Source organism: Halomonas campaniensis, from assembly GCF_014193375.1.
Classification (GTDB): Bacteria; Pseudomonadota; Gammaproteobacteria; order Pseudomonadales; family Halomonadaceae; genus Halomonas; species Halomonas campaniensis.
Genome location: NZ_JACHZF010000034.1, coordinates 1 through 21,287, shown reverse-complemented (window position 1 = coordinate 21,287; position 21,287 = coordinate 1). Strand labels below are relative to the sequence as shown.

General features: G+C 71.8%; 21 protein-coding genes and 1 tRNA gene. 3 read left to right on the top strand and 19 right to left on the bottom strand.

Going from position 1 to position 21,287, the window contains the following annotated elements:
- From astB to BDK63_RS16895, 5 genes are read right to left on the bottom strand one after another with little or no spacing between them, the layout of a single operon-like run.
- Window positions 1–1,374, bottom strand: a complete 1,374-nt coding sequence (gene astB, locus BDK63_RS16915) for an N-succinylarginine dihydrolase (protein ID WP_183334119.1) — start codon at window positions 1,372–1,374, stop codon at window positions 1–3.
- On the bottom strand, window positions 1,371–2,840 hold the full coding sequence (astD, locus tag BDK63_RS16910; protein ID WP_183334117.1) for a succinylglutamate-semialdehyde dehydrogenase: 1,470 nt from the start codon (window positions 2,838–2,840) through the stop codon (window positions 1,371–1,373). The genes astB and astD overlap by 4 nt, the downstream gene beginning before the upstream one ends.
- Window positions 2,840–3,883 carry an arginine N-succinyltransferase gene (gene astA, locus BDK63_RS16905; protein ID WP_183334116.1) on the bottom strand — a complete coding sequence of 348 codons (1,044 nt, stop codon included), beginning with the start codon at window positions 3,881–3,883 and terminating at the stop codon, window positions 2,840–2,842. The genes astD and astA overlap by 1 nt, the downstream gene beginning before the upstream one ends.
- A complete protein-coding gene (locus BDK63_RS16900) occupies window positions 3,883–4,956 on the bottom strand; it encodes an arginine N-succinyltransferase (protein WP_183334115.1) in 1,074 nt (357 codons plus the stop codon). The genes astA and BDK63_RS16900 overlap by 1 nt, the downstream gene beginning before the upstream one ends.
- 41 nt (window positions 4,957–4,997) lie before the next feature.
- Window positions 4,998–6,212, bottom strand: a complete 1,215-nt coding sequence (locus BDK63_RS16895) for an aspartate aminotransferase family protein (protein WP_183334114.1) — start codon at window positions 6,210–6,212, stop codon at window positions 4,998–5,000.
- Window positions 6,213–6,387: 175 nt separating this feature from the next.
- Between BDK63_RS16895 and BDK63_RS16890 the strand changes: the two genes are divergently transcribed.
- Entirely contained in the window at window positions 6,388–7,011 is a 624-nt protein-coding gene (locus BDK63_RS16890) for a class I SAM-dependent methyltransferase (RefSeq protein WP_183334113.1), read from the top strand.
- Between the two features lie 21 nt (window positions 7,012–7,032).
- Here the strand turns inward: BDK63_RS16890 and BDK63_RS16885 are convergent, their stop codons facing one another.
- The 4 genes from BDK63_RS16885 to fabV form a co-directional block, all read right to left on the bottom strand.
- On the bottom strand, window positions 7,033–7,923 hold the full coding sequence (locus BDK63_RS16885; RefSeq protein WP_183334112.1) for an EamA family transporter: 891 nt from the start codon (window positions 7,921–7,923) through the stop codon (window positions 7,033–7,035).
- The gene (locus tag BDK63_RS16880; protein ID WP_183334111.1) at window positions 7,920–8,888 is read right to left on the bottom strand and encodes a GlxA family transcriptional regulator; all 969 of its coding nucleotides are present in this window, start codon (window positions 8,886–8,888) and stop codon (window positions 7,920–7,922) included. The genes BDK63_RS16885 and BDK63_RS16880 overlap by 4 nt, the downstream gene beginning before the upstream one ends.
- 282 nt (window positions 8,889–9,170) lie before the next feature.
- Window positions 9,171–9,383, bottom strand: coding sequence for a hypothetical protein (locus BDK63_RS16875; protein WP_183334109.1), 213 nt, complete (start codon window positions 9,381–9,383; stop codon window positions 9,171–9,173).
- Window positions 9,384–9,436: 53 nt separating this feature from the next.
- Entirely contained in the window at window positions 9,437–10,633 is a 1,197-nt protein-coding gene (fabV, locus tag BDK63_RS16870) for an enoyl-ACP reductase FabV (protein WP_183334107.1), read from the bottom strand.
- 162 nt (window positions 10,634–10,795) lie between these two features.
- On the opposite strand from fabV, the gene BDK63_RS16865 reads away from it, so the two are divergent.
- Window positions 10,796–11,185 carry a DUF7079 family protein gene (locus BDK63_RS16865; protein WP_183334105.1) on the top strand — a complete coding sequence of 130 codons (390 nt, stop codon included), beginning with the start codon at window positions 10,796–10,798 and terminating at the stop codon, window positions 11,183–11,185.
- Between the two features lie 53 nt (window positions 11,186–11,238).
- On the opposite strand, the gene BDK63_RS16860 is transcribed toward BDK63_RS16865, so the two are convergent.
- The 5 genes from BDK63_RS16860 to BDK63_RS16840 form a co-directional block, all read right to left on the bottom strand.
- Entirely contained in the window at window positions 11,239–11,724 is a 486-nt protein-coding gene (locus BDK63_RS16860) for a glutathione peroxidase (RefSeq protein ID WP_183334103.1), read from the bottom strand.
- A gap of 70 nt (window positions 11,725–11,794) precedes the next feature.
- Window positions 11,795–13,912: a transglutaminase TgpA family protein gene (locus BDK63_RS16855; RefSeq protein WP_183334101.1), complete on the bottom strand. Its 2,118-nt coding sequence runs from the start codon at window positions 13,910–13,912 to the stop codon at window positions 11,795–11,797.
- Window positions 13,909–14,835: a DUF58 domain-containing protein gene (locus tag BDK63_RS16850; RefSeq protein ID WP_183334099.1), complete on the bottom strand. Its 927-nt coding sequence runs from the start codon at window positions 14,833–14,835 to the stop codon at window positions 13,909–13,911. The genes BDK63_RS16855 and BDK63_RS16850 overlap by 4 nt, the downstream gene beginning before the upstream one ends.
- 2 nt (window positions 14,836–14,837) lie before the next feature.
- Window positions 14,838–15,764, bottom strand: a complete 927-nt coding sequence (locus BDK63_RS16845) for an AAA family ATPase (protein WP_183334097.1) — start codon at window positions 15,762–15,764, stop codon at window positions 14,838–14,840.
- The gene (locus tag BDK63_RS16840; RefSeq protein ID WP_183334095.1) at window positions 15,761–16,306 is read right to left on the bottom strand and encodes an NUDIX hydrolase; all 546 of its coding nucleotides are present in this window, start codon (window positions 16,304–16,306) and stop codon (window positions 15,761–15,763) included. The genes BDK63_RS16845 and BDK63_RS16840 overlap by 4 nt, the downstream gene beginning before the upstream one ends.
- Window positions 16,307–16,422: 116 nt before the next feature.
- Between BDK63_RS16840 and BDK63_RS16835 the strand changes: the two genes are divergently transcribed.
- Window positions 16,423–18,147 (top strand): acyl-CoA dehydrogenase family protein, encoded by a 1,725-nt coding sequence (locus BDK63_RS16835; protein WP_183334093.1) that lies wholly within the window; start codon window positions 16,423–16,425, stop codon window positions 18,145–18,147.
- Here the strand turns inward: BDK63_RS16835 and BDK63_RS18715 are convergent.
- The 5 genes from BDK63_RS18715 to BDK63_RS16810 form a co-directional block, all read right to left on the bottom strand.
- On the bottom strand, window positions 18,087–19,313 hold the full coding sequence (locus BDK63_RS18715; RefSeq protein WP_183334091.1) for an EAL domain-containing response regulator: 1,227 nt from the start codon (window positions 19,311–19,313) through the stop codon (window positions 18,087–18,089). The two genes, BDK63_RS16835 and BDK63_RS18715, sit on opposite strands and share 61 nt — an antisense overlap.
- Window positions 19,314–19,548: 235 nt before the next feature.
- Window positions 19,549–20,166 carry a LysE family translocator gene (locus tag BDK63_RS16825; RefSeq protein WP_183334136.1) on the bottom strand — a complete coding sequence of 206 codons (618 nt, stop codon included), beginning with the start codon at window positions 20,164–20,166 and terminating at the stop codon, window positions 19,549–19,551.
- Between the two features lie 18 nt (window positions 20,167–20,184).
- Window positions 20,185–20,598 carry a nucleoside diphosphate kinase regulator gene (gene rnk / locus BDK63_RS16820; protein WP_183334089.1) on the bottom strand — a complete coding sequence of 138 codons (414 nt, stop codon included), beginning with the start codon at window positions 20,596–20,598 and terminating at the stop codon, window positions 20,185–20,187.
- A 138-nt stretch (window positions 20,599–20,736) separates the two neighbouring features.
- Window positions 20,737–20,892, bottom strand: a complete 156-nt coding sequence (locus tag BDK63_RS16815) for a hypothetical protein (protein ID WP_183334087.1) — start codon at window positions 20,890–20,892, stop codon at window positions 20,737–20,739.
- A 123-nt stretch (window positions 20,893–21,015) separates the two neighbouring features.
- A tRNA-Leu gene (locus BDK63_RS16810) sits at window positions 21,016–21,102 on the bottom strand.
- Between the last annotated feature and the right edge of the window lie 185 nt (window positions 21,103–21,287).

The following is a 21,287-nucleotide window of genomic DNA, read 5'->3' as shown; positions in this document are numbered from 1 at the left end:
TCAGGCCCGCTGGAAGGGATAGACGCTGCCGATCGCCAGGATCCGGGTCAGCTCGTCCAGGGCGGCCAGCGACTCCTCGGCCAGCTGCGGGTCGGCCAGGTCCTCCGGCGCCAGGCGGTCGCGATAGTGGCGCTCCACCCAGGCGGTCAGCTCGGCATACAGCGGCGCGTCGAGCAGCACGCGGCCGGAGAGCGCCCGGCGCTCGGCCTCGCCCAGCACCACGCGCAGCCGCAGGCAGGCGGGGCCGCCGCCGTTGCGCATGCTCTGCTTGACGTCCTTGACCACCACCTCGCCGATGGGGTTCTGGCCCGCCAGCAGGTGGTCCTGGATCGTGCGCCACACGCTCTCGCGCTCCTGGCACTCGCCGGGGACCACCAGGGTCATGGAGCCGTCCGGGTTGGACAGCAGCTGGGAGTTGAACAGGTAGGAGGCCACCGCATCCTCCAGGCTCACCGCCTCCCGGGGGATGCGCACCGGGATCAGCGGCGCGGCCATGCGCTCGCGCAGCGCCTCCAGGGTGGCCGCCTCGTCGAGGAAGGCCATCTCGTGATAGAGGAGCACCGGTCCGTTGCCCACGGCGATCACATCGTTGTGGAAGACCCCGGCGTCGATGGCCTCGGGGTGCTGCTGGGCAAACACCGCCTGGTGCTCGGACAGGCCATGCTGCCTGGCCACCGCCTGGCTCGCCTCCAGGGTCTGGCGGGCCGGGAAGCGGCGTGGCATGACGCCCTCGCCGGTGCCCCAGCCGAAGGCCTCGCGGCCGTAGACGAACAGGTGCACCCCGGGCTCGCCGTGATCGCCGGCGAGCCGCGTGTGGTTGGCCGCGCCCTCGTCGGAGAACGCCGGGGTCGCGGGCAGCACCGGATGGTGGGCGAAGTGCGCCTCGTCGCGGAAGATCGCCGCCAGCACCCGGGCCGTGGTGGCCGGCTCCAGGAAGCGGTGGAAGCTCGACTGCAGGTTGGCCGGGGTGAAGTGCGCCCGGCCATCCGGGGCGTCGACGCTCGGGGTCACGGTGGCGGCATTGGCCGTCCACATGCTCGACGCCGAGCAGACCGCGCGCAGGATCTGCGGCGCCTCCCCGGCGGCCCGGGCCAGTACCCGCTCGTCGCTGCCGGAGAAGCCCAGCGCGCGCAGGGCACCGAGGTCCGGTCGCTGCTGGGGCGGCAGCACCCCCTGGGCGTAGCCGGCCTCCATCAGCGAGCGCATCTTGGCCAGCCCCTGCAGGGCGGCCTCCCTCGGGTTGGCCACCAGGCCCCCGTGGGTCATGGAAGCCACGTTCCCCAGCGCCAGGCCGGAGTAGTTGTGGGTCGGCCCCACCAGGCCATCGAAGTTGACCTCGCGATAGTCGCGATCCGGTCTTGGCTGGTCGCTCACAGGCTCACCCCCGGCGGCAGCTGGTCGGGCAGATGGAGATCCTCGCTCTCCATGGAGGCCACCGGGTAGGCACAGTAGTCGGCGGCATAGAAGGCGCTGGGGCGGTGGTTGCCGCTCTCCCCCACCCCGCCGAAGGGCGCGTCGCCGGAGGCGCCGGTGGTCTGGCGGTTCCAGTTGACGATGCCCGCGCGGATGCGCAGCAGGAAGTCGTCCCAGTCGACCCGCTCGCCGCCGATCAGGCCGGCGGAGAGGCCGTAGCGGGTGTCGTTGGCGAGCGCGATCGCCTCGTCCCAGTCGCGGTAGCGATGGACCTTGAGCAGCGGCCCGAAGTGCTCCTCGTCGGGCACCGCCAGGCCGGTCACGTCGACCACTCCCGGCGACAGCAGGCTGGTGCCGGGGACGAGGCGCTCCATCCGCGACAGCACCGTGCCCCCCAGGGACTCCAGCGCCTCCTGAGCCGCGAGCAGGCCATCGGCGGCCGCCACGCTGACCAGGCCGGCGTAGAAGGGTGCGGGGTCGCTGAACTGGCCGGCCACGTGCAACCGGGAGACGGCGTCGCAGAGCGCATCGAGCAGGTGGTCGCCGACCTGGCCCTCGGGCAGGATCAGCCGCCGAGCGCAGGTGCAGCGCTGCCCGCCGGAGAGGAAGGCCGACTGCAGGATGGCCAGCACGGCGGCGTCCTGGTCCGGCACGTCCCTGACCACCAGCGGGTTGTTGCCGCCCAGCTCCAGCGCCAGGATCTTGTCCATCTGGCCGGCGAACTGGCGGTGCAGGAGGCCGCCCACGCGGGCACTGCCGGTGAACAGCAGGCCATCGATGCCCGGGTCGGCGGAGAGCGCCTGGCCGGTCTCGGCGGCCCCCTGGACCAGGTTGATGACCCCGGCGGGGAGCCCCGCCTGCTGCCAGCACTGCAGCACCAGGTCGGCGGTCAGCGGGGTCTGCTCGCTGGGCTTGAACACCGCGGTATTGCCGGCGATCAGCGCCGGCACCAGGTGACCGTTGGGCAGGTGGCCGGGGAAGTTGTAGGGGCCGAACACCGCCATCACGCCATGGGGGCGGTGGCGCAGCACGGCCCGGGCGTCACCCAGGTCGCGCTCGCGCTCGCCGGTCCGCTCCTGGTAGGCGCGCAGCGAGAGGGCCACCTTGCCGATCATCGCCCCCACCTCGGTGCGCGCCTCCCACAGCGGCTTGCCGGTCTCGTGGGCGATGGCCGTGGCCAGGTCCTCGCGGTGGCTCTCCAGCGCCTCGCGGAAGCGCTCCACCAGCGCCTGCCGCTCGGCGAACGGGGTGCGCGCCCAGGCCGGGAAGGCGGCCCTGGCCGCCTCCACCGCCGCCGCCACCTGAGCCTCGGACGCCGCCGCCCCCTCCCAGAGGCGCTCGTCGGAGACCGGGTCGCGCTTGCTGAAGGCCGGGCCCTCGCCCGGCTGCCAGTGGCCGCCGATCAGCAGCTGGTGTCTCGCCTTCATCACGCCTCCTCCTCGGTATCCAGTATGCGCAGGGTATCGCCGGCGCCGACCTCCAGCCGCGCCGCCTCCTGCGGGCTCAGGGCGATGACGCCCGCCGCGTCGGGGCCGCGGCCCACCCAGGCGGCGCGGAAGCCCGCCATGCCGGTGGTCGCGGCCAGCCAGCGCGGCCGCGCCGCCACCGCCGGGGCCTCGGCGACCTCCACCCGGCAGCGTCGCGACAGGCGAACGCCGCGCACGTCGTCGATATAGGCCTCCACCGTGGGGCCGCCGTCGAAGATGTCGATGTAGCCCTCCCAGCGCAGCCCCTCCTGCTTGAGCATGGCCAGCGCCGGACGGGTCTGCTCGTGGACCTGGCCGATGCAGGCGCGGGCCTCCTCGGAGAGGAAGGGGGTGTAGATCGGGAACTTGGGCATCAGCTCGCCGATGAAGCTCTTCTGCCCCAGCCCGGTGAGGCGGTCGGCCTCATCGAAGTCCAGCGGGAAGAAGTGGCTGCCCAGGCAGTGCCAGAAGGGGCTCTTGCCGTGCTCGTCGAAGACGCCGCGCATCTCGGCGAGGACCTTCTCCGGGAAGCGGTCGCGGAACTCGGCCATGAACAGCCAGCGCATCATGGAGAGCAGCGCGCCGTTGCGCTCGTGGCGCCGGTCGCGGCCGCGGTACTCGGGGCGCAGGAACAGCGAGGCCACCTCGGCATCGCCGGTGTGGTCGGAGCTCAGGAAGAGGGTGTCGATGGTGCGGTGCAGGTCGAGCTGCACCGAGGAGTGGGCGAGGGTGCCCAGCCGGTAGTGGTAGAAGGGCACCTCGCGCCCCACCTGGCCCTCGATGGCACAGCAGCCGGCCAGCTTCCCTTGGGTCTCGTCCTCGAGCACGAAGAAGTAGAGCCGCTGGTCCACGGGGGTGCGCTCCTCGAAGGCGCTGATCGCGGTGGCGATCTTGGCCGCCAGGAACTCGCGGTTCTCGGGCAGCGAGGTGAACCCCACGCCGGTCTCGCGGGCGAGGGCCTGCAGTTCGTCCAGGTCCCCCTCGGCGATCGGTCGAATACGCATCACAGCTCTCCCTCGTCGTAGCCGGGGTCGTCCGCCCCGTCTCCGGGCAGCGCCAGCGGGGCGGCCAGCACCGCGCGGCCCTCCTCCACGCCGAGCAGCTCGGCATGGGCCGGCGAGAGCATCAGCTGTCCGGTGGGCGACAGCGCATAGCGCGCCACCACGCAGCGGAAGTCCTCGAGGCGCTGGTTGGCGACCATGGCCGGCTCGGCATCCGGCAGGGCATGGGCCGGGCGGATGCGCACCGGGTGCCAGGCGGCCCGGCGGAAGCTGGCCAGGCGCTCGCGCTCGGCCTTGATCACCGGGCCCGCATCGAAGATGTCCACGTGGCGCGAGCGCAGGAACCCCTCGGCCAGCATCTCCGCCATGGCCACCTCGTGGTCGGGGTGTTCGCGACCGATGGCCGCCCGGGCCTGGGGGGTGAGCAGCGGCAGGTAGAGCGGGAACTGGGGCATCACCTCGGCGATGAAGCTCTTCGAGCGCACGCCGGCCAGGTAGTTGATCTCCTGGTAGTCACGCACGAAGAAGTGGCGCCCCACGCTGTTCCAGAAGGGCGACTCGCCGGCGTCGTCCAGGTAGCCGGGGAAGGCCATGGCCAGGATCCCGGAGAAGCGCTCGGGATACTGGGCGATGAACATCAGCCGCGCCCGCCTCAGCAGGCTCTCGGCGCTGGTGCCCTTGTAGCGTGAGTCCAGCGACAGGGCGCACAGCAGGCTCGCCTCGGAGACCTCGTGGGAGAGCGCCAGGGTCTGCACCTCGCGACGCACGTTGAGCTGCTGCGAGGCGTGGATCAGGGTCTCCTGGCGATAGGTGTAGTAGGCATCCACGGCCCCGGCCTGGGCGCGGACGGTGGCGGTACCCACCACCTCCCGGCGCTCCAGGTCCTCGAGCACGAAGGTGTAGTGCTCGTCGCCGGGGAAGTCCACCTCGCGGGCGAAGGCCTGGCGGGAGCGCGTGATGCGCTCCTCCAGGCGGTCACGGTGGGCCGGCAGGTTGGTCAGCCGCGGGGTGGCGGTCCCGGCCAGCCGCTCCAGGGCCGGCAGGTCCGCCGGGCGGGCGGGGCGTACGACCAGCATGGCGGGATCTCCGGATCGGGGTTCGTCGAGGGCGGGGCGACTCACTGGCCGGCCACCAGCCGTGCCACCGCCCGCTCCAGGCGCGCCATGCCCTCGCTGATGTCGGCCTCGGGAATCACCAGCGACGGCGCCATGCGCAGCACGTTGGGTCCGGCGATCAGCGCCATCAGTCCCTCCTCGATGGCCAGGGGCAGGATGTCCTTGGCGCGGTCCCGGTAGTCCGGCGCCATCTCGGCACCGATCAGCAGGCCCATGCCGCGGATCTCCCGGAACACCCCGTGCCGGCGATTGATCGTCTCCAGGTGCTCGCGGAACAGGTCATGGCGGCGCCGCACCCCCTCCAGCACCGCCGGAGTGTCGATGAACTCGACGGCCGCCAGGGCCACGGCGGAAGCCAGGGCGTTGCCGCCGTAGGTGGAGCCGTGGGTGCCGATCGCCATGGCCGGGGCGATGCGGTCGGTGGTGAGCATGGCGCCCACCGGGAAGCCGCCGCCCAGCGACTTGGCACTGGTCAGGATGTCCGGCGTCACGCCGTACTCCATGTAGGCGTAGAGCGAGCCGCTGCGGCCCACGCCGGTCTGCACCTCGTCGAAGATCAGCAGCGCGTCAAAGGCGTCGCACAGGTCGCGAAGCCCCTGCAGGAACTCGGGGGTGGCCGGGATGATGCCGCCCTCGCCCTGCATTGGCTCGACCATCACCGCGCAGGTATCGTCGTCGATCAGGTCGCGGACGCTGTCGAGGTTGTTGAACTCGCCGTGGACGATGCCGCCGGGCACCGGACCGAAGCCCTGGGAGTACTTGGGCTGGCCGCCGACGCTGACGGTGAAGAAGGTGCGGCCGTGGAACGACTGGGAGAAGGAGACGATGCGGTTCTTGTGCTCGCCGTGATGGTCGTGGGCCCAGCGTCGCGCCAGCTTGAGCGCCGCCTCGTTGGCCTCGCCGCCGGAGGAGCAGAGGTAGACCTTGTCGGCGAAGGTGCGCTCGACCAGGCGGCGCGCCAGGTTGAGGGCCGGCTCGTTGGTGTAGACGTTGGAGAGGTGCCAGAGCTTGCCCGCCTGCTCGGTGAGCGCCTCGACCAGCACCGGATGGCAGTGGCCCAGGGAGTTCACCGCGATGCCACCGGCGAAGTCGATGTACTCGCGTCCCTGCTGATCCCACAGCCGGCTGCCCTCGCCGCGCACCGGGATCGCCTGCTGGGGGGCGTAGTTGGGCACCATGTACTGGTCGAAGTCGGCGCGGGTCGGGGAGTGGCTCATGTCGCTCATCCTGTCGGTGGGTGGGGATCCGTCACTCGAGTATAGGGAGCCCGCCCGCCGCGGTCTTTCACCGATGGGACGGCAACTTGTGTAAAAGGCAGCCGGCTCGCCCGCCGCGGGATGGCGCGGGCCGGATGGGGTAGGCTGGAGGAGATCGCCGCCGAGGAGCCCCGTCATGTTCAATACCACCGCCTGGAACCGCCTGCGCTACAGCCTCTATGCGCCGGTCTACGATGTCGTGGCCGAACGCGCCTTCCGTCGTCCGCGCCGCGAGGCCCTGGGACAGGTGACCTGGCAGCCCGGCATGCGGGTGCTGCTGGTGGGCGCCGGCACCGGGCTGGACCTGCCCTGGCTGCCCAGGGACATCGAGCTGCACGCCGGCGACCTCTCCCCCGCCATGGTGACGCGCCTCGCGCGCCGCGCCCAGGCCATGGGCCGTGACGTCCAGGCCCGGGAGATGGATGCCGAGCGGCTCGACTTCCCGGACGCCCACTTCGACGTGGTGGTGATGCACCTGATCCTGGCGGTGATGCCCGACCCGGTCCGCGGCCTCGCCGAGGCGCGCCGGGTGCTCAGGAAGGACGGCCAGCTCTGCGTGATGGACAAGTTCCAGCCGGACGACCGCCCCGCCGGCCTGGCACGGCGCAGCCTCAACGCCCTGACCTCGGCCATCGCCACCGACATCACCCGCCAGGCCCGGCCGCTGCTGGAAGGGGCCGGCTTCACCATCGAGCAGGACACGCCGGTGATGATGGGCTCGCTGTTCCGCGCCCTGCTGGCCCGTCCGACCCCGGCCTGAGCCGCCACAGGCGAGCGTCGCTCAGCCCCGCCGGCGGGCGGGCATGATGGTGCACCAGACGCCGACGATCACCACCAGGCTGGCCGCCACCTGCAGCGGCAGGATGCGGTCCCCCAGCAGCCACCAGGCTCCCAGCATGGTGAAGACCGGCAGCAGGTTGAGGTAGACCGCCGCCCGGGTCGGGCCGATCTCGGCCAGCGCGCTGTTGTAGAGCAGCAGCGCCACCACCGAGGGGAAGATGCCCAGGTAGGCGAGGCCCGCCAGCTGCGCCGACGTGAGGCTCGGCACCACCTGCCAGGCGCCCTCCAGCAGGGCCAGGGGCGCCAGCGCCAGGTTGGCGATGGCCAGCATCACCAGCAGGCTGCCGTAGCGCGGGAAGCGGGCCATGTGCTCCTTGACCAGGAAGGAGTACCCCACCCATACCAGCACCGCCACCAGCATGATCAGGTCGCCGGGATTGAGGCCGCCGGCCAGCACCTCCGCCGTCCGGCCGGCCAGGATCACCGCCACGGCGCCTGCCAGGGAGAGCGCCACGCCGACCCACTGCACCGCCCGGAAGCGCTCGCCGAGGAAGAGCACGCTGAGCAGCAGGGTGGCCACCGGGATCAGGCTCTCGAGGATGGCGACATTGGTGGCCGAGGTGAAGCGCAGCGAGGCGTAGATCAGCGCGTTGAAGAAGGCCACACCGGTGAGCGCCAGCCCCAGCAGCGGCCGCCAGTGGCGGCGGAACAGCGGCCATCCCTGGCGCGCCTGGGCCCAGCCCAGCGGCAGCATGATCGCAAGCGCGATGGCCACCCGCGAAAGCGAGATGGTGAAGGGCGGCAGGTCGGCCAGCGCCTTGCCCACCAGGATGTTGCCGGAGAAGATCGCCACCACCAGCAGCAGGAAGAGGTGCGGGCGCAGGGCGGTCACGACAGCCGCTCCTCGCGCGGGGTGAGGCCGAAGTGGTTGCGGTAGGCGGTGGAGAAGTGCGCCGCCGAGGAGAAGCCGGTCAGCAAGGCGATCTCGCCGGCGGGCAGGTCACCCTCGCGCAGCAGGCGGCGGGCCTGCTGCAGGCGCAGGTCCAGGTAGTAGCGGCTGGGCACCGCCTGGAGGTGCTTCTTGAACAGCCGCTCCAGCTGGCGACGCGAGATGCCCAGGTGCTCGGCCAGCTCGTGGGTGGTCAGCGGCTCCTCGATATTGGCCTCCATCAGGGTCACCGCCTCGACCAGGCTCTCCGGCGCCCGGCCCAGCCGCGAACGCAGCGGGACCTGCTGGGGCTCGTCCCCCATGCGCACCCGCTCCAGCACGAAGTGGGCCGACACCCGCTCGGCCAGCTCGCTGCCCTGGTGCTGGCCGATCAGCGTCATGATCATGTCCATGGCCGCGGTACCGCCGCTGCAGGTGAGCCGGTCGCGATCGATCTCGAACAGGTGGCGGGAGAGCCGCACCCGCGGGTGGTCCCGGGCCACCGCCTCGAAGCGCTGCCAGGGCAGCGTCGCCCGGTAGCCGTCGAGCAGCCCCGCCCGGGCCAGCAGCTCGGTGCCGCCGCCGATCCCGGCCAGCACGACGCCCGCGGCGGCCAGTCGCCGCAGCCAGGCCAGCAGCGACTCGCTCGCCCCCTCGGGGTCGCTGGCACAGACCATCAGCATGTCGAGACCGACGTCGTCGCCGACCCGCTGCAGCGTCAGCAGCACCTGCCGCGAGCCGCTGGCCACCGGTTCGCCGTCCAGCCCGAAGGTGGTCAGCCGGTAGAGGGGCCGCCCCGCCAGCTGGTTGGCCACGGCCAGGGGCTCGGTGGCGCAGGCCTCGGCCAGCAGCGAGAAGCCGGGCAGCACCACGACGCCGACGTGCCGCGTCGGCGTGGCCGTGGAAAGGGAAGCGGGGGAGTCTGACATGCGCGGCGGTGCCCTAGGAGCCTGTTGGATTTGACCGATCGTAGCGAGAGATTCGGATTTCGAGACAAGTTTATCGATCTGATGAGGCGAATAGCCCGCTATTTAACGAATCAGATCGAATGAAATTGGCCGAAAGACCGGATCTCGTAGTCGATCAGCGTTAAGTCCGACAGGCTCCTAGGCCAGTGCAAAGCGACATCTTACCCAAGGGCATGGCGAACCACAGCCCCGCCGGGCGGGAAGGGAGGCGAGCGACCGGACACCGTGGCCCGGCCGCCCCGTTCACTGGGCGCTGCCGCTGTAGATCAGCATCGCCGCCACCAGCAGGCCGAGGACGACGATGACGATGGGCAGCACGCGCTGCATGCTGCCGGCGGGCTTCCTCGCCTCGGGCTGGGTCTCGTCAGGCTCGGGATGCTCGTAGTCCTCGGGCTGCCTCACTTCCTTGAGGTGCTGGAGCTCCTCTTCAGGGGTCTGGCTCTCGCGGGTATCCATGGCGCCCTCCGGGTCTGCGGGAATACCGGCAGGACGCGGGTGGCGCCCTGCCCTTACAGGCTTACGACATCGAATTCCGCCACGGGATCCACGTCGGCATCGTAGTCGACGTCATCCCGCTCGAAGCCGAACAGCTTCAGGAACTCGTGCTTGTACCCAGCATAGTCGGTGATCTCGAAGAGGTTCTCGGTGGTCACCTGCGGCCACAGTTCCTTGCACGCCTGCTGGACGTCGTCGCGAAGCTCCCAGTCATCCAGACGCAGCCGGCCCGCCTCATCGGTCTGGGCCGAGTCACCGTAAAGGTGCTCGCCGAACAGGCGGTTGAGCTGCTCGATGGTGCCCTCGTGCAGGCCCTTCTCCTTCATCACCCGGTAGACCATGGCGATGTAGAGCGGCATCACCGGGATGGCGGCGCTGGCCTGGGTCACCACCGACTTGAGCACCGCCACGTTGGCGCCGCCGCCGGTGGCCGCCAGGCGGCGGTCGATCTCGCCGGCGGCGCGGTCCAGGTCCTCCTTGGCCTTGCCCAGGGCGCCATGCCAGTAGATCGGCCAGGTGATCTCGGTGCCGATGTAGCTGAAGGCCACGCTGCGCGCGCCCTCGGCCAGCACGCCGGCGCGGTCCAGGGCGTCGATCCACAGCTCCCAGTCCTCGCCGCCCATCACCGCGCGGGTATCCTCGATCTCCTGCTCGGTGGCCGGCTCGACCTCGGCCTCGATGATGGCGTCCTTGTTGGTGTCGATGGCGGTGGCGCGGTAGGTCTCGCCGATGGGCTTGAGGCTGGAGCGCTTGAGCTCCCCGGAATCGGGCAGCTTGCGCACCGGCGAGGCCAGGGAGTAGACCACCAGGTCGACCTGGCCCAGGTCCTGCTGGATCAGCTCGATGGCCTTCTCGCGGGCCTCGTGGGAGAAGGCGTCGCCGTTGATCGACTTGCTGTAGAGCCCCTCCTGCTTGGCGAAGCGGTCGAAGGCGGCACTGTTGTACCAGCCGGCGGTGCCCGGCTTCTTCTCGGTGCCCGGCTTCTCGAAGAACACGCCCAGGGTGTCGGCGCCGTAGCCGAAGGCCGCCGTGACGCGGGCCGCCAGGCCGTAGCCGCTGGAGGCGCCGATCACCAGCACCTTCTTCGGTCCCTTCGACCGATCCAGGCCGCGGGCGCGGGTGGCCTCGATCTGCTCGAGGACGTTCTTCTCGCAGCCAACGGGATGGGTGGTGGTGCAGATGAAACCGCGTACCTTGGGCTTGATGATCACGTCAGACCTCGCTGTTCGTCGTTCGGGCGGCGGGCGCCCCTGTCATGGAGTGGCAATGGCCCTATTCTAGCGATACCACCGGGTCCTGTCCGCCCTTGAGCCGGGCCGCGGCCTGGGGCAGGATGCTCATCCCGGGGAAAGCGTGAGTTCTGGAGGGTACCGATGGATGCACAGACGCTGGTCGATGAACGTGGCGAGCTGTGGCTGGCGCTGGCGCCCCTGTGGCTGGAGCGCGAGCCCGGCGAGCGCGACTATGCCCGCATGATCGAGGTGATCGAGCGCCACGACCTGACGGTGAAGGAGCTGGAGTGGGTCTTTCGCCTGGAGCTCGCCCCGGTGCTGGGGCGCCAGCAGATGTCGATGGTCGGCGAGTGGCGCCGCTTCGATGACTACAAGCTGATGAAGCAGCTGGTGGCCCACAACCTGCGCCTCACCGGCTGGCGGCGCAGGAGCTGGGCGCTGTTCTCGGGGCTGACCACCATGATGACGCGGCATCGCTGGAACGAGCTGATCGCACGAGTGATGGTGGAAAGGGGTGAGGCACCCCCATGATGACACGGCTCTCCACACACCCGGCTGGAACGAGCTGATCGCCCACGCCTGCCTCAACTCTCGTCGAGGGCCTTCTCCAGGGCCTCGCGCAGCACGCCTTCGCCGTCCCGCGGCGAGAAGCGCCGGATCACCCGGCCGTCGCGCCCCACCAGGAACTTGGTGAAGTTCCACTTGATCGCCCGGGTCCCGAGCAGCCCCGGCGCCTCGCGCTTGAGCTCGGCGAACAGCGGATGGGTCCCGCCGCCGTTGACCTTGACCTTCTCCATCAGCGGGAAGCTGACCTGGTACTCCCGGGCGCTCAGGGTGCAGAAGTCCAGGGCGGATTCCGGCGACTGCCGGGCGAACTGGTTGCAGGGAAAGCCGATCACCATGAAGCCGCGGTCGCGGTAGCGGCGATAGAGCCGTTCCAGCTCGCGCAGCTGGGGGGTGAAGCCGCAGCGGCTCGCCACGTTCACCACCAGCAGCACCTGGCCGCGCAGGGCGCCGAAGTTGAAGGGTTCGCCGTGGGAGGTCAGGCACTGGTGATCGTGGATCGACATGGTCGGCACTTCGCTGACGTAGTCACCCACGATGCCACGCCAGGCGGCCGCACGCCAGCCCGGGGAGGCCTCAGGCCCGGGCGGGGCCTCGCCTCAGGCGCCGGCGCACCTCGGCGGCGCGCTGCACCAGGCGGCGGCGCCGCTCGCGCCGCTCGGCGGCGCCCAGCCGCGCGTAGCGCAGCCGCTCCAGCTGCTGGGCGCACTCGTCCAGGGCCGGCCCGGCCCCGCCGGCCAGGAGAGCGATGCGCCGCAGATGCGCGGAGGGGGACTCCCCCGGGCGGGGGCCCAGGTCACGCCGGGCCAGCCAGGCCTGCAGGCGCCGCATCAGCACCCGCTCGTCGCGTCCCTCGCGGTGCCGGCGCCAGCCCAGCCGAAGCAGCAGCGCGCCTACCGCCAGGCCGGCACCGGCCACCAGCAGGCCCAGCAGGGCCGCGAAGGTGCCGCGGCCCGGGGCGGCCTCGGCCAGCCAGGCCCAGAAGGCCTGCAGCCGGGCGGTCAGCCGCGACATGAAGGCGCTTCGCGCCTCGCGCTGGTAGCCGATCACCCCGCGCTGCCAGCGGTACTCCAGGCGTTCCCAGTCCAGCCGCAGGCGGTTGATCCAGCCGATCTCGCGCATGCGCAGCGGCGAGAAGGGGGCGTCGGCCAGGAAGGCCTCGCCGCCGTCGTCCACCGCCTGGGCGCCCTCCTCGATGCGCTCGGGAGCGATGGCCGCGGTGGGGTCGATGCGCTGCCAGCCGCCGTCGAGCCACACCTCGACCCAGGCGTGGGCGTCGTAGTCGCGCACCGTGAAGTGGCCGTCCGGATGGCGCTCGCCGCCCAGGAAGCCCGCCACCACCCGCGCGGGAAGGCCTACCGCGCGGGCCAGCACCGCCAGGGCCGAGGCGTAGTGGGTGCAGTAGCCGGCCCGGCTTTCGAACAGGAACTCGTCGACCCGGTCGGCGGAGGTGAGCCGGGGCGGCGAGAGCGTGTAGCGGAAGGGCGCCTCGCCGAAGCGCGCCATGATGGCGGCGAGGAAGGCCCGCGGCTCGCCGCCGCTCTCCTGCCACAGCCGCTCGGCGAGCTCCCGGGTGCGGGCGTTGCCCCGGGGCGGCAGCATGGCATGCCAGCCGGGGCCGGCCGGATCCGGGTTGGCGGGCGACAGCCCGGTGCTCTCGAGGCGCAGCAGGCTCCGTGAGGAAAGCGGCGTGAGCCCTTCCAGGGTCCCGTCGGCCAGGAAGCGCTGCCGCGTATCGGTGGCCAGCGGCGCGCCGAGCGACGGCCGCCACGGCCGGCTGTCGGGCTCCAGCAGCAGCTCGGCGGTGAAGCGGGGCGCCGTCTCGGCCAGCCAGGGCGAGCGGCTGGCCTCCCGCACGAAGTCGCCCTCCGGCCGGCCCAGCGCCGCGGCCAGCCGTCGGGGCTCCGCACGGGTCCAGCGCTCGCCGTCGAAGTGGGACAGGGTGTAGACCCGCCAGTAGCGCTCGGCCGGGGCCGGCTCACGCCCGTCGAAGCGCACCCGGAAGGCCCGCGCATCGCTGCGCGACAGCTGGGCGATGTCCCCCGGGGCGATCTCGTCGGTCAGGCCGGTGGAGGCGCGATCCACCTGGGGCATGTTCCACAGCGGGCCGAGCCGCGGAAAGACGAGGAACAGCAGCGCCATCAGCGGCGCAGAGAGCACCAGCAGCCAGGCGGTCTCGCGCCAGGCCTGGCGCGCCCCGCCGGCCCCGGCGAGCCACACCAGCGACTGCACCAGCCAGGCCACGGCCAGCAGCGCGCCCAGCGCCATCAGGATGCCCTGGTCGTGGAGGAAGGCCACCGTGGTGGTGACCAGGCCGATCAGCACCACCACCCGGGCATCGCGTCGGCTATGGGTCTCGAGGAGCTTGAGCAGGTAGACGCCCAGCAGCAGGCCGATCAGCCCCTCCATGCCGTGCAGGGTGCCGTACTGCAGCCACAGCGCCACCAGCACCCCGGCCACCGCCACCAGGCGCAGCAGGATGCCCGCCCGGGGCAGGCGCCGGCGCAGCTGGACATGGCGATAGCCGGCCACCGCCACCGCGACCCCGACCAGCCAGGCGGGCATCCAGGCCAGGTGCAGGGCCAGCACCAGGCACTGGCCGACGAACAGCTGGCGCAGCATGGCGCCGCTCAACGCCCGGCCGTCGGCCAGCACCGCCGGGGCACCGAGCCGCGTGCCACGCCGGCGAATCATCGCTCGGCCCCCTGTGCTCCCGGCGGCACGCAGCGCGCCAGTGCCTCCAGGGCCTCCCGCCGCTGGCGGGGCCCCTCGCCCTGGGGCAGCGTGACGCCGGGCAGCCGCAGCCCGTAGCGGTCGCCGGCCCGGTGGTGGGCCAGCACCCGGGCGCAGAGCAGCGACAGGCGGCGCTCCGGGTCGCCGCGGCAGGCGTCGTAGTCGAGCCACAGCTGCTGGCGAGGCGGCACGCTGAACGCCTTGGCCGCCAGCACCCCGGTGCGGCTCCACTGCTTCCAGGCCAGCCGCGCCGGGCTGTCGCCGGGCTCGGCGCGGCGCAGGCCGGCGAAGTCGGTGGCCTCCAGGCCCGCACCGGCCAGGCGGTGGCCGGGCTCCTCGTCGTCCAGGGGACGCGGGTAGACCAGCAGCGACTCGCGGCACTCGAGCCAGGCCAGGGCGCGCACCAGCCCCAGCGGCCAGCGGGTCTCCAGGCGCAGCAGCGGCAGCGGCTGCACGCCGCGGCGGGGCGCCGGCAGGGCCAGGGTCGCCTCGCCCTGGCCGTCGGGCAGGTCGACCCGGGCCGAGGCCCCGCCGCCATGCAGCTCCAGGGCGGTGCGCGGCCGCCCGCCGGTGAGGTGCATCCCGAGGCGCGCCTCGCCGCCGGCGAAGACCTCCTGGGGCAGGCGCAGCGTCGCCGAGACCCCGAGCAGGTTGCGCCAGGTGCGCAGCAGGGTGACGACGCCCAGGGCGAGCAGCCAGAAGGCCAGGATATAGGCCAGGGTGTTCTGGTAGTTGATGCCGAACAGCAGCAGCAGGAGCACCAGCCCGGCCCAGCCGAGCCCGAAGCGGGTCGGCAGCAGGAAGAGGCGCCGCTGGGGCAGCGCGGTGCCCGGGGCGATCGCCACCCGGCGCCACCAGCGCTGGCGTGCCCCGCGCCAGAACATGGCTAGCCCATCACCGGCACGCGGGCGAGCAGGTGGCGAGCCAGGGCCTCGCCCTCCTCCCGCCGGCCGCTGCTCAGGCGGTGTCCCGCCACCGGCACCCACACCGCCTGGACGTCCTCGGGCAGCACGTGGTCGCGCCCCTCGAGCAGCGCCCAGCCGCGGGCCGCCTGCAGCAGCGCCAGGGCGCCGCGGGTCGAGAGGCCCCAGGCCAGCTCCGGGTGTTCGCGACTGGCGGTGGCCAGGGCCTGCACGTAGTCGAGCAGCGCCTCGGCCACATGGATGTCGTCGAGGCGCGACTGCCAGGCGCGCAGCCGCTCGGCATCCAGCTGCACCGGCAGCGCCTCGAGCCGGACCCGCCCCGCCCGGCCGCGCAGGATCTCGCGCTCGGCACGGGGGTCGGGGTAGCCCAGCGAGAGCCGCATCAGGAAGCGGTCGAGCTGGGACTCGGGCAGGGCGAAGGTGCCCGCCTGCTCCTGGGGATTCTGGGTGGCGATGACGAAGAAGGGGTCGGGCAGCCGCCGGGTCTCCCCTTCCACGGTCACCCGCCCCTCCTCCATGGCCTCGAGCAGGGCGCTCTGGGTCTTGGGGGTCGCCCGGTTGATCTCGTCGGCCAGCACCACCCCGTGGAAGATCGGCCCGGGATGGAAGGTGAAGCGCGCCTCCCGGGGGTCGAACACCGAGACCCCCAGCACGTCGGCCGGCAGCAGGTCGCTGGTGAACTGCAGGCGCTGCATGTCGAGCCCGGTCACCCGGGCCAGGGCCTGGGCCAGGGTGGTCTTGCCGAGTCCGGGCAGGTCCTCGATCAGCAGGTGGCCACGGCACAGCAGGCAGCAGAGCGCCAGGCGCACCTCCCGCGACTTGCCGAGCACCACCCCCTCCAGGGCCGCCAGGACCGTGGCGAGGTCGCCGAGGCGTTCCGGACGGTTCATGGCGTGCCCTCCGGCAGGCCGGACGCAAGCAGCGCCTGCACCGCCTGGCGGGTGTCCGGCGTCACCCCCTTCAGGGCGAGGGCCTCGACCGGGGGCAGCCAGAAGGCGTCGGCCACCTCATCGGCCTGCAGCGTCAGGGGGCCATCATGGAGAGCCAGGTAGAGGCTGCCGAAGATATGGTTGCCCCCCTCGGCGTGGACGAACTCCCCCACGTGGCGCAGCGGCACGCCGCGGATGCCTAGCTCCTCCTCGAGCTCGCGACGCGCCGCCAGGTGTACCGCCTCGCCGGCGCCCACCACGCCACCGGCGGCCAGGTCGAGGCCGCCGGGAAAGACCTCCTTGGTCAGGGTGCGGCGCTGCACGCACAGCTCGCCCCGGGCGTTGAGCACCACGATGTAGGTGGCGCGGTGCCAGAAGCGGAAACGTCGCATGGTCACCCGCAGGGCGCTGCCGCAGGGACGGTTGCGGGCATCCACCAGCTGGATGCGCTCGTCGGCGATATGCGGCGTCGGCAGCGGCGCCTCGCGCAGGGCGTCGGTCATGGGCATCTCCCCGGGAAATGCCTCCAGCCTACCCAGTCGGCGCCGCGGCGTCACGTTGACCGGGGCCGGCCGGGCCACCATGCTCAGGGAACCCGCCTGACGCTTGGAGGTGTGCCATGTCCGACCGAGCCCCGCGCACCCGCCTGGCCACCCACGCGGTGGCCAACCAGCCCTCCCCGCCCACCGACCGCGACCTGCTCGGCCGGGACCTGCCGATGCGGGAGGCCCTGGCCCGGGAGGCCCCCGACTGGGTGGCCCGCCGCCTGGCTCCCCTGGGCCGCGAGGCGGGCAGCGAGCGCGTGCAGGCGCTGGGCGAGGCGGCCAACCGCTATCCTCCCGAACCGCGGCTCTTCGACCGCCACGGCCGGCGCCTCGACGAGGTCGCCTACCACCCCGCCTATCACGAGCTGATGCACCTGGCCATCGACCACGGCTGGCACGCCGTGGCCTGGCAGGAGGAGGGCCGCGGCGGCCACCAGGCCCACGTCGCTGCCCTCTATCTGCTGACCCAGGCCGAGCCCGGGGTCTGCTGCCCGGTCACCATGACCCATGCCGCCATGCCGGTGCTCAGGCACTCGCCGGGGGTCGAGGCGCACTGGGCCCCGGGACTGCTGGCCTGGGACTATGACCCCCGCGCGCTGCCGGCGAGCGAGAAGACCGGCCTGACCTTCGGCATGGCAATGACCGAGAAGCAGGGCGGCAGCGACCTGCGTGGCACTTCCACGCGAGCCGACCCCCTCGCCGCCACGCGAGCCGACCCCCTCGCCGCCACGCGAGCCGAACTCCTCGACGGTACCCGGGCCGAGGCCGGCGAGGCGGGCTGGCGGCTCACCGGCCACAAGTGGTTCTGCAGCGCACCGATGTCCGACGCCTTCCTGACCCTGGCCCAGACCGAGGCGGGACTCGGCTGCTTCCTGGTGCCGCGCTTCACCCCGGACGGCGAGCGCAACGCCATCGAACTGCAGCGGCTCAAGGAGAAGTGCGGCAACCGCGCCAACGCCTCCGCGGAGATCGAGTACCGCGGCGCCTGGGCCGTCCCCATCGGGCCGCCGGACCGCGGTATCGCCACCCTGCTCGAGATGGTCCAGCAGACCCGCCTCGACGCCGCCACCGCGCCGGTTGGCATGATGCGCCAGGCCCTGGACGAGGCATGGCGCCACGTGCAGGAGCGCCACGCCTTCGGCCGCGCCCTGGCCGAGCAGCCGCTGATGCGTGCCGTGATCGCCGACCTGGCCCTGGAGGTGGAGGCCGGGGTGGCGCTGGTGATGCGCACCGCCCGGGCCTTCGATGGCGCGGCCCGGGGCGACGAGGGCGAACGCTCCCTGGCCCGGCTGCTGCCGGCGCTGGCCAAGTACTGGCACAACAAGCGCGGCCCCGGCTTCATGGCCGAGGCCATGGAGTGCCTGGGCGGCATCGGCTATGTGGAGGAGTCGCCGCTGGCGCGGCTCTACCGGGAGGCGCCGGTCAACTCGATCTGGGAGGGGTCGGGCAACGTGATCTGCCTGGACGTGCTGCGGGTGCTGGCGCGCCACCCGCAGGCGGTGGCGGCGCTGTGGCGGGAGCTCTCCCCGGCCCGCGGGCAGGTCCGGGAGCTGGACGCCGCCCTGGCCGGCCTCGAGAAGCAGCTGGCAGCGCCCCCGGAGGCGCTGGAGCCCCGGGCGCGCTGGCTGGTCCAGCGCCTCACCCAGTGCCTGCAGGCCAGCCTGCTGCTGCGCCACGGGCCGGCCGAGGTGGCCGAGACCTTCTGCCGCACGCGGCTCGGCGAGGCGGCGAGCCCCGCCTACGGGGTGCTGCCGAGCGGCGCCCCCACCGCGGCCGTGCTGGCCCGCATCGCATCGTGAAGGGCCCCCAGCTCGAGGATCGCCTCGGCGGGCACCGGCCGCCCCAGGCCGAAGCCCTGCACGTGGGTGCAGCCGAAGCGATCCAGCAGGCCCAGGGTGGCCGGGTCCTCGACCCCCTCGGCCACCACCCGGATGCCGAGCCGTCGCCCCAGCAGAGCCACCGCCTCGACGATGGCGGCGTCCTGGGACTCCTCGTGCAGGCGGCGCACGAAGCTGCGGTCGACCTTGAGCTCGCTGATCGGCAGCAGCTGCAGGCGTGACAGCGACGAGAAGCCGATGCCGAAATCATCCACCGACACCTCGAGACCGCTGAGGCAGAGCCGCGCCGCCACCTCGCTGCCCAGCAGCTCGTCATGCATGGCCGCCGTCTCGGTGATCTCCAGCACCAGGGGCGGGTCGCCGGGGCCCCGGTGCCGGGTCAGGGCCAGCAGGTCCGGGCACATCAGGTCATCGGCGGTGACGTTCACCGACAGCGACGGCATGACCCCCTCGCGATGCCAGCGGGCGGCGTCGGCCTGGGCCATGGCCAGCACGTGGCGCGTCAGGCGCTTGCTCTGGCCGGGAGACAGCAGGGGAAGGAAGCTGGCCGGGCCGATCAGGCCGAGTGACGGGTGGACCCAGCGGACCAGGGCCTCGACGCCGCTGAGCCGTCCCGAGGAGAGTTCGAACTGCGGCTGGTAGTGGATGGTGAGCTCGCGCCGGGCCAGGGCCTGGTCGAGCTCCTCGCCGCTGAAGACCGGGTCGCCATGCACCTCCGCGGCGGCCTCCCGGCCGACGCGCAGGCTGCCGAGGCACTGGCGCAGCTCGGCGAGGCGCATCGGCTTGTCCAGGCAGCCCAGCATATGCAGGCCCAGGGTCTGCCCGACCCGCTCGGCGATCCGCGCGATCTTGCGTTCGACGCCGCTGAGCAGCAGCACCCAGCCCCGGTAGCCGCACTCGGCGAGACGTCGCAGCAGGGCGATGGCATCCTCGCTGCCGAGCTCCAGTCCCATCACCACCAGCTGGGGCGGGTGCGCCACGATGGCCGCCAGCAGCGGGGCCGAATGCTGGTAGTAGCGACTCTCCATGCCCAGGACATCCAGCTGCAGCGACAGCACGGCCGCCACATCCGGGTCGGTCTCGAGTACCAGGGCCAGGGCCTGTGACTCGCGGGAGGGGTCGTTCATCGGCAGGCTTCCGGATGGGTACACTATTGGCGCCTAGGCTCTGTCCGAAAAGTCGGCGAGCGAAGGCCAGACAAGGCAAAAATCAGCGAAAAGACGGAGTTTACGGGGTGTAAATGAGTACTTTGAGCCGATTTTTAACGCCGTATGGTCGAGCGCAGCCAGTTTTCAGACAGAGCCTAACACCGCCGGGCGAAAGGCACACGACCCGGGACCTGCGCCAGGTCAACGTTGTGGCTCAGCCGAGCGGCCCGGCCACCACCCGCAGCGCCAGCCCCAGCAGCAGCAGCCCGGTGATCCGGTTGATCCAGTGGGAGCGGGCCTGGAGCCAGGGCAGCACCCGGGAGTGGGAGAGCCCCAGGGCCACCAGGGCGTACCAGCCGCCGTCGATGATCATGGCAGTGAGCACGATCACCGCCTTGGCCGCCACGCTCATGTCGGGCGTCACGAACTGGCTGAGCAGGGCGATGAAGAAGAGGATCAGCTTGGGGTTGCCCAGCGCCACCAGCACCCCCTCACGGGCGGCCTGGCGGCGGGTGGTGGGCACGGCGGCGGCCTCCAGCGCGCCGGCACGCCCGGCGCGCAGCGCCTTGATGCCGAGCCACGCCAGGTAGGCGGCACCGCCCCAGGTGATCACCTGGAAGAGCGCAGGCTGGCGGACGATCAGCGCCCCCAGCCCCCACACGGTCAGCAGCGCATAGAAGCCCACCCCCAGCGCATGGGAGAGCCCCGCCACCACGCCGGGGGCGCGGCCGCCGCCCAGGGTATGGCGCAACACCAGGGCCAGGCTGGGCCCGGGCGACATGGCGCCCATGGCGCACACCGCCGCCAGGGAGAGCCACAGGGAGAAGGGCATGGTGGTCATCTCGCGGCCTCAGCGGTGGAACTGCTTCTCGCGTTCGGGCTGCCAGAAGATAGCGTCGACGCGCAGCCGCACCTCCTGCCCGTCGGGCAGGGGCCAGTCGATCACATCGCCGATGCGCAGGCCGATCAGCCCCGCCCCCACCGGCGCCATCACCGAGATGCCATCCTCGGTGGTGGCCAGCGAGTGCGGATAGACCAGGGTGCGGATCATCTGGCGATTGCGGGTCAGGTCGGTGAACTGGATACGGCTGTTCATGCTGACCACATCCTCGGGGATGTCCTCGGGATCGATCACCTCGCCGCGCTCGAGCTCTTCCTCGAGGGCGTCGGCCACGAAGCGGTCCTTGTCACTGGCCGCGTCGATGAGGCGCTGCAGCCGCTCGGCATCCAGCCGGTTGATGATGAGGGGGGGGCGCGACGACATGGAGCCTCCTGCACGCTGATAAACGCTTATTGGACGCTTATCGGGATATCCAACGAAAACAGCCCTCCATCCGCGAACGGACGAAGGACTGTGTATACGATCATCATAAGCCCTGGCGGCCCCGGTTGTAAGGCCCGGTCACTGCCTTGATGCGGGCGAGGTCCAGCGCACCACCAGGCCGAGGATCACCAGCACGGCGCCCACGAAGGCCACCGGGTTCCATGCCTGCCAGCCGAAGATCGCCAGCACCAGCCCGAGGAGCACCAGCCCCCAGGCGAAACCTCTTACCGTCATGCCTCTCTCCCGGCACCTGTAGAGACGACCAGCATGGCGCCATCCGGGGCCGCCTTCAACCGCGGCCACCCCGCGTGCCCCCCGGAAACGCGAACAGCCGCTCGAGGGCGGCTGTTCCTGGTCTGGTACCGGCGGTCGGACTCGAACCGACAAGGGCTTGCACCCGGCGGATTTTGAATCCGCTGCGTCTACCAATTCCGCCACGCCGGCAACGCGCTGGCATTATACGTGGGCCCCAGGGCAGGTCAATCGGGGTCCTGACTTCGCCCCCCTGACTTCACCCCATGGAGCCGGTATCCTAGCCTGGATATTGCATCAGACATGAAAAAGGCGGCTGAAAATCGGTTATGATTCAAGGGCCTAATCCAGAATCAACCGCTACAGCCGCCATGACA

Coding starts and splice junctions, on each gene's coding strand:
- astD (WP_183334117.1), bottom strand. CDS start 2,840: ATGAAGGCGAGACACCAGCTGCTGATCGGCGGCCACTGGCAGCCGGGC.
- astA (WP_183334116.1), bottom strand. CDS start 3,883: ATGCGTATTCGACCGATCGCCGAGGGGGACCTGGACGAACTGCAGGCC.
- BDK63_RS16900 (WP_183334115.1), bottom strand. CDS start 4,956: ATGCTGGTCGTACGCCCCGCCCGCCCGGCGGACCTGCCGGCCCTGGAG.
- BDK63_RS16895 (WP_183334114.1), bottom strand. CDS start 6,212: ATGAGCCACTCCCCGACCCGCGCCGACTTCGACCAGTACATGGTGCCC.
- BDK63_RS16890 (WP_183334113.1), top strand. CDS start 6,388: ATGTTCAATACCACCGCCTGGAACCGCCTGCGCTACAGCCTCTATGCG.
- BDK63_RS16880 (WP_183334111.1), bottom strand. CDS start 8,888: ATGTCAGACTCCCCCGCTTCCCTTTCCACGGCCACGCCGACGCGGCAC.
- BDK63_RS16875 (WP_183334109.1), bottom strand. CDS start 9,383: ATGGATACCCGCGAGAGCCAGACCCCTGAAGAGGAGCTCCAGCACCTC.
- BDK63_RS16865 (WP_183334105.1), top strand. CDS start 10,796: ATGGATGCACAGACGCTGGTCGATGAACGTGGCGAGCTGTGGCTGGCG.
- BDK63_RS16860 (WP_183334103.1), bottom strand. CDS start 11,724: ATGTCGATCCACGATCACCAGTGCCTGACCTCCCACGGCGAACCCTTC.
- BDK63_RS16855 (WP_183334101.1), bottom strand. CDS start 13,912: ATGATTCGCCGGCGTGGCACGCGGCTCGGTGCCCCGGCGGTGCTGGCC.
- BDK63_RS16850 (WP_183334099.1), bottom strand. CDS start 14,835: ATGTTCTGGCGCGGGGCACGCCAGCGCTGGTGGCGCCGGGTGGCGATC.
- BDK63_RS16845 (WP_183334097.1), bottom strand. CDS start 15,764: ATGAACCGTCCGGAACGCCTCGGCGACCTCGCCACGGTCCTGGCGGCC.
- BDK63_RS16840 (WP_183334095.1), bottom strand. CDS start 16,306: ATGACCGACGCCCTGCGCGAGGCGCCGCTGCCGACGCCGCATATCGCC.
- BDK63_RS16835 (WP_183334093.1), top strand. CDS start 16,423: ATGTCCGACCGAGCCCCGCGCACCCGCCTGGCCACCCACGCGGTGGCC.
- BDK63_RS18715 (WP_183334091.1), bottom strand. CDS start 19,313: ATGAACGACCCCTCCCGCGAGTCACAGGCCCTGGCCCTGGTACTCGAG.
- BDK63_RS16825 (WP_183334136.1), bottom strand. CDS start 20,166: ATGCCCTTCTCCCTGTGGCTCTCCCTGGCGGCGGTGTGCGCCATGGGC.
- rnk (WP_183334089.1), bottom strand. CDS start 20,598: ATGTCGTCGCGCCCCCCCCTCATCATCAACCGGCTGGATGCCGAGCGG.
- BDK63_RS16815 (WP_183334087.1), bottom strand. CDS start 20,892: ATGACGGTAAGAGGTTTCGCCTGGGGGCTGGTGCTCCTCGGGCTGGTG.